The sequence below is a fragment of the Nostoc sp. genome, assembly GCF_036919595.1.
Taxonomy (GTDB): Bacteria; Cyanobacteriota; Cyanobacteriia; order Cyanobacteriales; family Nostocaceae; genus Nostoc.
In genome coordinates, this window is sequence record NZ_JBALCO010000051.1 from 1 (window position 1) to 12261 (window position 12261).

10 protein-coding genes and 1 pseudogene are annotated in these 12261 nt (G+C 42.8%); 4 read left to right on the top strand and 7 right to left on the bottom strand.

Annotation, left to right across the window (positions count from 1 at the left end):
• Window positions 1–93 precede the first annotated feature (93 nt).
• Window positions 94–1023 (top strand): annotated as a pseudogene (locus V7K21_RS06870) (S66 peptidase family protein); the annotation flags it as partial.
• Between the two features lie 34 nt (window positions 1024–1057).
• Here V7K21_RS06870 and V7K21_RS06875 read toward each other — a convergent pair.
• Window positions 1058–1279, bottom strand: coding sequence for a hypothetical protein (locus V7K21_RS06875; protein ID WP_335172732.1), 222 nt, complete (start codon window positions 1277–1279; stop codon window positions 1058–1060).
• A 237-nt stretch (window positions 1280–1516) separates the two neighbouring features.
• Between V7K21_RS06875 and V7K21_RS06880 the strand changes: the two genes are divergently transcribed.
• On the top strand, window positions 1517–3136 hold the full coding sequence (locus V7K21_RS06880; RefSeq protein ID WP_335172734.1) for an NAD(P)/FAD-dependent oxidoreductase: 1620 nt from the start codon (window positions 1517–1519) through the stop codon (window positions 3134–3136).
• Between the two features lie 47 nt (window positions 3137–3183).
• On the opposite strand, the gene V7K21_RS06885 is transcribed toward V7K21_RS06880, so the two are convergent.
• Together V7K21_RS06885 and V7K21_RS06890 are read right to left on the bottom strand one after the other, a co-directional pair.
• Window positions 3184–3450, bottom strand: a complete 267-nt coding sequence (locus tag V7K21_RS06885; RefSeq protein ID WP_335172736.1) for a hypothetical protein — start codon at window positions 3448–3450, stop codon at window positions 3184–3186.
• Between the two features lie 719 nt (window positions 3451–4169).
• Window positions 4170–5294 (bottom strand): THUMP domain-containing class I SAM-dependent RNA methyltransferase, encoded by a 1125-nt coding sequence (locus V7K21_RS06890; protein WP_335172738.1) that lies wholly within the window; start codon window positions 5292–5294, stop codon window positions 4170–4172.
• A 321-nt stretch (window positions 5295–5615) separates the two neighbouring features.
• Here V7K21_RS06890 and V7K21_RS06895 point away from each other — a divergent pair, with 321 nt between their 5' ends.
• The gene (locus V7K21_RS06895; RefSeq protein ID WP_335172740.1) at window positions 5616–7013 is read left to right on the top strand and encodes a hypothetical protein; all 1398 of its coding nucleotides are present in this window, start codon (window positions 5616–5618) and stop codon (window positions 7011–7013) included.
• Between the two features lie 331 nt (window positions 7014–7344).
• Here the strand turns inward: V7K21_RS06895 and V7K21_RS06900 are convergent, their stop codons facing one another.
• Together V7K21_RS06900 and hemW are read right to left on the bottom strand one after the other, a co-directional pair.
• Complete coding sequence (locus V7K21_RS06900; RefSeq protein WP_335172742.1) at window positions 7345–8232, bottom strand: UTP--glucose-1-phosphate uridylyltransferase; 888 nt, start codon at window positions 8230–8232, stop codon at window positions 7345–7347.
• 10 nt (window positions 8233–8242) lie between these two features.
• Window positions 8243–9424, bottom strand: coding sequence for a radical SAM family heme chaperone HemW (hemW, locus tag V7K21_RS06905; RefSeq protein ID WP_335172744.1), 1182 nt, complete (start codon window positions 9422–9424; stop codon window positions 8243–8245).
• Between the two features lie 249 nt (window positions 9425–9673).
• Between hemW and V7K21_RS06910 the strand changes: the two genes are divergently transcribed.
• Complete coding sequence (locus tag V7K21_RS06910) at window positions 9674–10750, top strand: PIN/TRAM domain-containing protein (protein WP_335172746.1); 1077 nt, start codon at window positions 9674–9676, stop codon at window positions 10748–10750.
• Between the two features lie 64 nt (window positions 10751–10814).
• Here V7K21_RS06910 and V7K21_RS06915 read toward each other — a convergent pair whose 3' ends face one another.
• Window positions 10815–11666 (bottom strand): Rpn family recombination-promoting nuclease/putative transposase, encoded by an 852-nt coding sequence (locus tag V7K21_RS06915; protein WP_335172748.1) that lies wholly within the window; start codon window positions 11664–11666, stop codon window positions 10815–10817.
• A gap of 72 nt (window positions 11667–11738) precedes the next feature.
• Window positions 11739–12125, bottom strand: coding sequence for an SMU1112c/YaeR family gloxylase I-like metalloprotein (gene gloA2 / locus V7K21_RS06920; protein WP_335172750.1), 387 nt, complete (start codon window positions 12123–12125; stop codon window positions 11739–11741).
• Window positions 12126–12261 lie beyond the last annotated feature (136 nt).

Below are 12261 nucleotides of genomic sequence, written 5' to 3' on the forward strand. Positions count from 1 at the left end.
TGGTATCCAGGTACTGTGGCGAGGTTGGTTAAAATTACACGATCTCTGTGAGGGTTGGCAGCTTGCAAAAGAGACTTAACGGGAAAAGTCAGAAACACCATCCGCAAGCCGCCGCGCCTGCAAATGGGCGATACCATAGGATTAATCGCCCCTGCGGGTATCGTTGATGCCAAAGACATTGAAGCAGCGCAGCAATCAATTTCACAGTTAGGGTTAAAAGTCAAGCTGGGGAAACATATTTTAGATCGTTATGGCTATTTAGCGGGGAAAGATGCCGATCGCGCCGATGATGTAAACTTGATGTTTAGCGATCGCACCATAAAAGCAATTATCCCCATGCGTGGTGGCTGGGGTTGTAATCGCATTTTACCCCTACTAAACTACTCGCTGATCCGCTCCCATCCGAAAATTATCATGGGGTACAGCGATATTACGACGCTGTTGTTAGCAATTAATGCCCGTAGTCAAATGATTACTTTTCATGGGCCAGTTGCCACGTCTACCTGGAATCAATTTACAGTCGATTACTTCAAGAGCATTCTATTTAATGCTGAAGCGGTGACTATGCAAAATCTCAACCCTAGCGAAGTGCGAGTGGAGATAATCGCACCGGGAAAGGCGAGGGGTAAACTTGTAGGTGGAAACTTGTCAGTGCTATCAGCGATGGTAGGTTCACCATACCTACCTTCGTGGAACAAAAGCATCCTGTTTGTGGAAGAAATTAGCGAGGATGTTTACCGTGTAGATAGGATGCTGACGCAGTTAAAAACTGCTGGAATACTTAACCAAATTGCTGGTTTTATCTTTGGGCAATGTACTAATTGTAGTCTTGGGGATGAACCATCATTTACCTTAATGCAAGTATTGCAAGACCACATACTTCCTTTAGGTATTCCTGCTTGGTACGGTTCAATGATTGGTCATATTAAAGATAAATTTACCTTGCCAATTGGTGTAGAAGTGGAAATAGATGCGAATGTTGGGACAATACGAATGTTAGAGGCGGCTGTCAGTCTTGTTTAACGTAAGTTCGACGGGTTATATCTTATCTGTCTAATTAGTCATCATAAAAAGACCTGTTAGAAATTTTACTACGCAAAACCGTTCCTCTCTGAATCGGAACTAGAGTATACACAAATCTCTTAACCTGCAATGCCATTGCATCGACTGACAATGCCAATGCATCGACTGACAATGCCATTGCATCGACTGACAATGCCAATGCATCGACTGACAATACCAACGCATCGACTGACAATGCCAATGCATCGACTGACAATGCTTTGCATGAGAATAAGGAAAGCCTTGTCAAGCTAAATTTTTAGGACTTGTGTGTACACCGTAGCCGAATCGCAGAGGGACAGACTTGAACTTTAGTTCAAAGCAGGGAGAGGTTTATCGAACTCACGTTTGTTTAAGCCCCGAAGGAAATCAGCGATGCCTACGGCCAGCTACGCTAACGCGTCACAGTGATTTTGTTTAATATTTTGATAGACAGTATGAATTTCTCCTCGCTATGTTACGACTAACAGAAGTAAAGCTCCCGCTTGATCATCCTGAAGATGAGATCAAGTCTGCCATCCTCAAAAAGCTGCAAATCACAGCCGAAGAATTGATCAGCTATTCCATCTTCAAGCGTAGCTACGATGCCCGTAAGAAAGGAGAGATCAACCTTGTTTATATTCTGGATGTAGAAACGACTCACCAGACTCATTTACTCAAGCGCCTGAAAAGAGATCCCCATGTGATTGCTACGCCAGACATGAGTTATCGCCCAGTGGCACAAGCACCCAGTAATTTGGCGATTCGCCCCATCGTGATTGGTACAGGGCCTTGTGGCTTGTTTGCGGGTTTGATGCTCGCGCAAATGGGCTTTTGCCCAATCATTTTAGAACGTGGCAAACAAGTTCGCGATCGCACCGTTGATACCTTTAACTTTTGGAAGAAAAAATCAGACTTCAACCCAGAATCCAATGTCCAGTTTGGCGAAGGTGGTGCGGGTACATTCTCCGATGGTAAACTCTACAGTCAAGTCAAAGATCCTCAGCATTATGGGCGCAAGGTGTTGACCGAACTCGTGAATGCGGGAGCCTCACCGGAAATTCTCTATATCAACAAACCGCACATCGGCACTTTCAAACTGGTCGGAATCGTTCAAAGTATGCGTGCCAAAATCGAATCTCTCGGCGGTGAAATTCGCTTTCAAAGTCGGGTGGAAGATATCAACATCGAAAATGGACAGGTGCGGGGAGTCACCCTCGCCAGTGGGGAATATATCGCCAGTGATCATGTGGTTCTGGCGATAGGTCACAGCGCCCGCGATACTTTCCAAATGCTATTTGACCGTGGGGTTTACATCGAGGCTAAACCTTTTTCCATCGGCTTTCGGGTGGAACATCCCCAGTCTTTGATCGACCAATGTCGTTTCGGCGCTCAGGCTGGTCATAAGATTTTAGGTGCTGCCGATTATAAACTGGTTCATCATTGTGAAAATGGTCGTTCTGTCTATAGTTTCTGTATGTGTCCGGGGGGCTTGGTGGTTGCAGCCGCATCAGAACCGGGGCGACTTGTCACCAATGGGATGAGCCAATACTCTCGCAATGAACGCAATGCCAATAGTGCGCTCGTTGTAGGCATCACCCCCGCAGATTATCCGGGAAATGCCTTGGCGGGAATTGACTTCCAACGGCGCTTAGAAGAACGGGCTTTTGAGTTGGGCGGTGGGACTTATGAAGCTCCAGGGCAGTTGGTGGGAGACTTTCTCAACCATCGCCCTTCTACAGCATTGGGCACAGTTAAGCCGTCTTATACACCTGGGGTACATTTGGGCGATTTGAGCCAGAGTTTACCAGATTATGCGATCGCTGCCATCCGTGAAGCACTTCCCGCTTTTGACAAACAAATTAAAGGATTTGCGATGGACGATGCCGTGTTGACTGGGGTGGAAACTCGCACGTCATCACCAATTCGGATTAAACGCAAAGAAGATTATCAGAGCGTAAATACAGTCGGTCTTTATCCGGGTGGGGAAGGAGCCGGATACGCAGGGGGAATTCTCTCGGCGGGTATCGATGGTATCAAGGTAGCGGAGGCGGTGGCTTTAAGTATTTTGAGGAATTACAATTGTCAAATCTGAAATACTTTGTATCCGATTTGGGGTTGAGAGCGATCGCCGTGGGGAATTTATCCGATTGTTAAAGCTGGTTCTTTACAGAAGTTAAATAGGGCTGACTCACTTTCTGATTCATCTTCAAATACAGCAGAGATGTACCATTCACAGGGCGAACCATTCGTATATTCAGCCCAAGCAATTGTTGCTGTTTCACCTGATGGAATCCCTGACTCACCCAAGCTAAATGAAGCCCACTCCTGATCATCGACAGATACCCACAACTCTGTAATTGCCAGTTCGGTTTTATTGGTAACGGTAAAGGTGAATAGGTCTGACATAAATAGCCTTTTAGCAATAAATAAATTGCAGATTGTCAGTCACAGATCATACTGGCACTTTTTTAAAGCATTTGTGATCTTAACTGTCAGAATCTATGCTCAGAGAAGAGTTGAAGTTTTTTTAGCTCAACTTAAATTTATGAAACAAGATTAAAAATCTCACGACTCTATATGAGTCTATTAAGATAGCCAATGCTACACAAAAGCGGATTTGGGTTGCAGCTTTTACAAACCCCGACAATACAGTACATCCCCAGTGTCACTAAATTTTGAGGCAATGTATTTTTTACTGAGCAGAAGTAGTTGAAAGCGATCGCCCTAAACATACTACAAACCAGAAATCGCAAAATCTGATCGATTCTGTCTTAGTACAGTTTTGCATAAAAGCGTAGCGTTTTTAATGCAGGGGGATGCATTAACATTGTATCGGGATGCATTGGCATTGCAGGGGGACGCATTAACATTGTATCGGGATGCATTGGCATTGCAGGGGGACGCATTAACATTGTATGGGATGCATTGGCATTGCAGGGGGACGCATTAACATTGTATCGGGATGCATTGGCATTGCAAGGTATTACCAAATTTAATTCGCTACGAATTAATCAAATAAAACTTACGCAATAACTCTCTGAAACCTGATTCCTTTGTGTCCTTTGTGTCCTTTGCGGTTCGTTTTTTCATGATTTTGCGTAAGTCCTGTCAAATATGAACTGTACTTAGTACAACTCATATTTCATTAGCTGACAGGGCAGCATTCCGTTGTAGACTGCAATCCGCTGGGATGATTTTAGTCCAATCGATTGAGACAGTTCTTTGTTACCACTCAGGACAAACGCAGTCCAGCCTTTGAAGCGTTGTTTCAGGACATCGCCCAAGAGTTTGTAAAATGCTCCCAAGTCGCTATCTCGCCCCAGCCGTTCGCCATAGGGTGGATTGCAGAATAAAACCCCACTGTCTGCGGGGGCAACAACATCGGCAAGCTCCATTTGAGAAAACCATACATGGTTATCAACGCCGCAGTTTTGAGCATTGTTAATCGCTTGCTCAATCACGTTCTCATCGCGATCGCTTCCCCAAATAGGAGCAGTCAGGGTATCCAGTTGGCTGTCCTTAGCTTCTTCGAGCAATTTTTCTAAAAGTGATAAGTCAAAATCGAGCCAAGTTTCAAATCCAAAGCACTCACGAAACAGCCCTGGTGCTATGTTCAGTGCCTTTAAGCTAGCTTCCAGGGGTAAAGTGCCAGACCCACAGAGAGGATCGTAGAACATCTGGTTTGACTGCCAACCCGAAAGTTGAATCAGGGCAGCAGCCAGAGATTCCTTGAGAGGGGCTGATCCAACCGCAGGGCGATAGCCTCGGCGGTGCAGACTATTCCCAGAACTGTCAAGTTTGACGGTACAAAAGTCGCGTTCAATATGAACATTGATCCGTACATCTGGTTCATGAAGCTCTACATTTGAACGCTCACCCAAATTTGACTGCTGCTGGTCAACGATCGCATTTTTTACTTGGAGAGATGTGAAGTGGCTGTGGTTGAGGCGATCGTTTTTGCCCGTGACATTCACCGCCAGCGTCATGTCTGGCGTGAGATAGTTTACCCAATCGATGCTCTGGACACCGCGATAGAGATCCTTGGCATCTTGACAAGGAAACTCATGGATGTTTACCAAGATTCGGAACGGCAGCCTAGCCCAGAGGTTGACGCGATAAAGTAGGGTGCGATCGCCCTCAAAGGCTACACCGCAAAACCCTGGCTCCACGGAATGGGCACCCAGTTGCTCCAACTCCTGAGCTGCAAGGCTTTCTAATCCGCGAGCAACCGTTGCAAAATACTGATTCATCCTCTAATCCAAAGCATTGTCTTCACTGCTGACCGATTGACGCACTTTAGCTTAACTCATATCTTGTGACATTCTCTCTCGTTAAGTCTGCGACTATAACGTTAAGTCGGGTACAACAAATTAAGTAACTCAGCATCACAAGCCCCAGACATACGGAATCAAGGCTGAGTAAGGACACAACAAATATTTTTTGAAAGAGATTATATTTCTTCAGTTTAAGTACTATCTTAAATCAATCAACCCTGCTAGTATCAGGCTGAAATAGCATTTTTGCACTTTGCAATACAACCCATTAATTAAATATAGTCAGAGGAATAAACTATGACTTTAATATCTGATATTGTTCTGCTACAGGACTTAACAGCGTCAGATGATCACGAATTGGTCGAGTTAAAAGCTGAACTTCCGGCGATGGTAAATCAGTTAACCAACCCGCTTTTAGCAAGTATCTTTGGTCGTGACCTGAAATTTGGTATTGCCTCGTTCAAGGATAAGCCAATTCCGCCTTTTGGCGGTTACGCTGACTATGTATATCAAGCAGAAGTCCCTTTGACAAATAATGTAACAACAGTTAAAGACAAAGTTTTTGGCTTTGAAGCTTTTGGTGGCAATGATGGCTCAGAATCACAGTTAGATGCACTCTTGTACGCAGCTTTAGATAGCGGTGGCAGCCTTGGTTACAGAGTAGGTTCATTTCGTATTGTTTTCCTAGCCACTGATAGTGTTTATCACGTTGCCGGCGATCGGGCAGCAGTTAGTCCAAGTAATACTATTGCCAATAATGGAGATGGTGTAATTGATCCTTATGAAGATTATCCAGAGATTGGACAAGTAAAAACTGCGCTAGAAGCAAATAACATTATTCCAATTTTTTTAACTACGAGTAATGTTGCAGCCGATTACGAGAAACTAGTTACTAAGCTTGGTCGAGGTGATGTACTGACTCTTGGTTCTAAAAGTGAGAATGTTGCTGATGCCGTGAAAGAGGGAATTGCTCGATCCAGAAATGTGATAAGTACTGATGTTGTTACGACAAATGGAGACGATACCTTTAGTAGGAGGGATTTTTCACCTGGTAATAAGGTTATTTTTGCTGAGGGCGGTAATGACAGTATTTCGCTTTCTGGTGTTGCTGGAAAGCATTACATCGATGGGGGGGCAGGTTCTGACACCCTTTTTGGTGGATCTGGTGCGGACAGAATAGATGGGGGTAGTGATGACGACAAGCTCGTAGGGGGCAAGGGTGATGATATTCTCTTTGGCAGTAGTGGAAAAGATACTCTGATCGGTGGCAAGGGCAACGATTACCTCCAGGGAGATAGTGGGGACGACATCTTAATAGGAGGCGCAGGTTCAGATAAGTTTGCATTTGCAACAGGATCAAAGTTTGATATTAGGGAACTCGGAGTTGATATTATTAATGACTTCACTCCTAATCAAGACAAGATCCAACTATCGAAATATACCTTTACCGCTCTCAGTAACTCGGTTTTCCCAACTGCATTAGATTCCACAGACTTTGCCACAGTGACGAACGATAGTTTAGCAGCAGTTAGTGGTGCTAAAATTGTTTACAATAGCCTTAATGGTAGTCTCTTTTATAACCCCAATGGTTCAGCGGATGGTTTTGCTGATATTAATTCGGGGGGTAAATTTGCACAATTGGGTACTACCTCGTTTCCGGCTCTAACTACTAATAGTTTTAAGGTAGTTTTGTAATTGATTTAGGTTAATTTTCAACTTAACATAAAGGACTTCCAAGGAATAAAGTACTTAGTCATTGATAATAATCATTGGAGAGTGTGATCAGTCAGTGCTGCACCACACACTCCACACACCCCCGCTATAAGCCAATACGCTTCGGTTAAGGCTATGCAGTCCTAATAACAAAGAAAACAGGAGGCTGTCATCAGGGGCAAACTAAACTGTGTATTTTCAATGTGCCTCAAGTCCTTACTGATCACTCTACTTACCTCAATGGCTTACTGTCTGTTTGAGCCACCTTAAAAAGTGATATCCTCCGAGACAAACTAATTAAACTGAAATTAGTCTATAATTTTCTAAAATCAATCATTGTCTGACGATAGGCATCTGGCAATCCTGTATCAAAACACTTGCCTTTAACAACATATCCTGTCATTCCCTGTTCCTGACGCAATCTTTCAAGACAGGATGTTAACTGAAATTCGCCTCGTTCTCGGAAATTTTTGTTGATGTGTTCTGCTATAAAGTCAAAAATTTTCGGCGTTAGTAAATATAAGCCAAATATACATAAAAACTCATTTTCTGACATTCCTTCTACACGCAAATGCTGTTGTGCATACTCAATAGTAGGCTTTTCATAGAGTTGTGTAACTTCCAGAATCGAGTTTATATCTTGCCAAACTCCTGCTACACATCCAGCTTTATGAATAATCTCTGCTGGCATTGTAGTTAAGCCAATAATGTTTTGATTAACTTGTTTGTAAACATCTAAAATTTGACTAGCACAAGATTTTTTAGTGTCAGATGCGTAAATGTGGTCGCCCAGCATGAGCAAAAACGGCTCATCTTGCACCCAATCCTTAGCACAAAATACCGCATGTCCATAGCCTAATTGCTCCTTTTGCAATAAGATGGTAATTCTGCCACCTAAATCTTCGAGATATCGGCTATATTCTTTATTTTGCGGTGAAAGTTTATCTAAAAGTTCTTTTTTGGGTGGGTTTTTCAATAAATCTTCAAATATTTCTTTGTCATCTGGCTGCACCACGATCGCCACTTCTGCAATTCCAGCACTGATTGCTTCCTCAATAATTGCAAGAATGACGGGTTTTGCCCTCCCATCTTGATCAATAATCGGGAAAAGTTCTTTTTTCACAACTTTAGTAGCTGGAAACAAACGAGTGCCAAAACCAGCTACCGGAATCACAGCTTTTCTTACTTGATTTTTCTGCATAAGCAGTTCGTCACCCCAACTTCTCAAACAAGTGTGCCAACACCACATTAGAAAACAAAAATCCTTGGGGATCAATCAAACGCAACCTTCCCTCTGCAACTTCTACCCAACCTTTCTCAAAATACGATCGCAAACACTTGCAAATCTCTTCTACCTTCTCTTCCCCAAACGCCTGTGCCAACGCCACCAAACTCAAACCCTCCGCCAAACGCAACCCCAACATTAACGTCTCTAACAATACTTCCTTTGGGGGAGTCAGATCACAATCAATCACACCGCCAGCTTGCACCCACTGGTAATACTCCCTAGTTTTACGCGGACGAGTGAAGCGCTTCCCCTCAACATAACTCGCCGCACCCATCCCAAAGCCGTAGTAAGGGCGGTTTTCCCAATACACTCGATTATGCCGACACTGATGACCAGGTTGGGCATAATTGGAAATTTCATAATGCTCATAACCTGAACTAGTCAAAACCTGCTGCCCCATTTGGTACATTTTGACTGTGGCTTCATCCGTGGGCATTGGAGTATCACCAGGTTTGTAGTAACGCCCAAAGGCTGTACCTGGTTCGATGGTAAGATCATAGATGGAAATGTGAGTGGGTAAAAGCGCCACCGCTTTTGTTAAGGAATCCTGCCATTGATCCAAAGACTGATGCGGCAACCCGGAAATTAAGTCTAAACTAAATTCGGGAACCTCAACTTGGTGGATTAGTTCCACAGCTGCAAAAATATCTTCAACTGAGTGCGATCGCCCCGCCCTTTGCAATGATTCTTCTTGAAAGGCTTGTACACCTAGACTTACTCGGTTCACGCCCACATTGCGATAGCCTGCTATATGTGCTAAATCAAAGGTGGCTGGGTCTATTTCCATAGAAATTTCTGCCCCAGATGCAATACCAAAACGCTTCTCTAGCTCTGTCACTATCCGTTGTAACTGCTCTATTGATAGCAGCGAAGGAGTACCACCACCGAAGAAAATTGTCTTCAGGGGTTGACCCAATGCTGGTGTAATGGCAATTTCTTGACATAGCACCTCAACATATTGGGAAATAGTACCAGATGTTTCGCCCCGCAAGTGATCGCCCACAACAGATACCGGGAAATCACAATAAAAACACCGCCGTCTGCAAAAGGGAATATGCACATACGCAGAACTCGCAATTCCAGAAATACTAAATTTTTGACTCATTTTGAGAAAAGATTAAGTTAAGCGAACTGCGAATTAGAGAGAATGAAAATAAGTAAAATATTACAAGTTTTTGTCGTTTTACAACGAAACAATGAAAAATATGAAGATAAAAGCCTTTCGTTATAATAATTGCAGATATTGCCCTACTAAACCCTTAGTGTAAGTCAATATTGATTAGTTTATCTTACCGATGAAATAAAAAATACTTAAGTTTCTCGGTTAACACAGTTGCAGAAAAACAACACAACCATGCTTGACGCAATTATCGTTTTCTCATTTATCCTGGCAGCGTCGGGAATAGGGTTCTACAGCATTGAACTACTACCCAATGGCACACTAGATCAGGTAACAAATCTTGAAGCTTTACGCTTAATTGTTGCCGTCTTTGCCGCTATTATTGGTGGTGCGATCGGGCTGAGTTTCCAGACGACATATCGTCGCCTAGAGTCACAAGTCAAAGAAATGCCACTGGAAGTGATTTTAACTCGTGCGATCGGCTTAGTGATTGGGCTATTACTAGCTAATCTCATGCTAGCCCCACTATTTTTACTACCTATACCGGCGGATTTTGGATTTATTAAGCCACTAGTGGCAGTTGTCGGCAGTATTATCCTCTCTGTCACTGGCATGAATTTGGCAGATACCCACGGACGAGGCTTATTGCGGTTCATTAATCCCAACACCGTCGAATCGATGGTTGTGGAAGGAACGCTAAAACCAGCCAATACCAAAGTTTTAGACACCAGTTGCATTATCGATGGTCGCATTGAAGCGTTACTAGAAACAGGGTTTCTGGAAGGACAAATTCTCGTACCGCAGTTTGTGTTGCAAGAACTCCAACAAGTAGCGGATGCTAGCAAAGACCAAAAGCGGGTGCGGGGAAGGCGAGGATTAGAAATTCTCAACCGCATTAAGGAAGATTACCCCGATCGCATCGTGATTAATGCAGTTGACTATGAAGATATTCCCACAGTGGATGCGAAGTTAGTCCGCTTCGCCCAAGAAATTAGCGGTACATTGCTAACCAACGACTACAACTTGTCTAAAGTTGCCAGCGTCCAGAAAGTACCTGTCTTGAATGTGAATGATTTAGTGAACGCCGTCCGTCCCAGTTATTTACCTGGTGACAACCTTGATTTGAAAATTCTCAAGGAAGGCAAAGAACCCAGTCAAGGCATCGGCTACCTAGATGACGGCACAATGGTAGTTGTTGAAGAAGGTAGTAGTTATGTGGGTGGTGAATTGCGGGTGGTAGTTACCAGTGCTTTACAAACTACAGCAGGAAGAATGATTTTTGCCAAACCCCAAGCTTCCGCATTAGCGTGAGGAAAATGTCCGGTGCAATTAAATATAAATTGTGCAATCGGTGCAGGTTGACTGCACCGATTATTTATTTGGACTCACCAGACTCAGTTACCTGCAAATACTGTAACTGCTCAATTGATAACCCTGTCAATCTTGCTATCTGTTCTAATGGCATACCAGTATTAAAAAGATTGCTTGCCACCTCAAGTAAAGCTTCAGCTTTCCCTTCAGCTTTCCCTTCGGCTCTACCTTCAGCTTTCCCTTCGGCTCTACCTTCAGCTTTCCCTTGAGTTCTACCTTCAGCTTTCCCTTCTTGTAAAATATCTTGATAAATTGCTGACTCGCGCATAATATCTGACCTCAAAACTCGTCTAATAACCTCTTTGTCTAATACTAAACCAGCTAAAATCGCTGTGGAAGCAGCAATATTACTTTGAGTTCTTGATTCTGTAATACTGTTAATTTCCCTTGCCACTTCGTTAAGTATGACTTCTGGATCAATTGTACTATTCAGCACCGCTAACGGTAAAAGTCCAGGTGTTCGCAGAAATACTTCGGTTGGTTGTTCCCAAAGTCTGATAACTGCAAATTCATGGCGTGTTCTAGAAATTGTAAATGTATTTTGTTGCACCAAAGTTGAATTTGTCTGCTTGAGGTAAATTACAACTTGATGCATTACTTTGTCTGGAAAACGGCGATATACTCGCAACCGATAGTCAATCATCCGAAAAGGAATTTCCGCATCCACTTGGGTTTGAAATTCCAAATGTAATATGCTTTGCTCCGACTGTAGCAGAATTAGGGCATCAGCGCGAATGGGTTCGAGAGATAATTCTTTTGGACTTAGTTCTGTGAAAGTAATGGGTTCGCCTAATAACCAAGTGGCGAAGTCGCTGGAGAAATTTTCCGCTAAAAATTTGCAGATATTGTCAAACATTTGAGAATTTTACCAAATAGCTCGCTCATTTGCTATTTATTTAAAAGTCTTTAATCCAAACATCTATATATTCTAATTTTCATAAATCTCTAATGGTAAATTATCTGGATCTTTAAAAAAAGTAAATTTTTTACCTGTAATTTCGTCAATTCTGATATTTTCTGTTTCGACACCTTGTGATTTTAAGTAAAAAACAGTTTCCTCGATATCATCAACTTTAAAAGCAAGATGTCTTAAACCACAAGCTTCTGGACTACTAAATCGTTGCGGAGGATTTGGGAAAGAAAATAACTCAACTTGAGCATTTTCTCCAACTCGTAAATCTAATTTATAAGAATTTCTATCGGCACGAAAAGTCTCTTTAATAATCGAAAAGCCTAAAACTTCTACATAAAATTTTTTGGAGCGATCGTAGTCAGAACAAATAATGGCTACATGATGAATGCCAGTAGTTTTCATATGTACTTCTCAAGCTACCAATCATTTACCTACCTTTAGCACTTTTAATAGAATTTTACTAGTACACTGTAGCGGAAGTTTACCCGCCTTTAAAGCAAAAAGCAATGTTTAACTTGACAAATAATACTATAATATG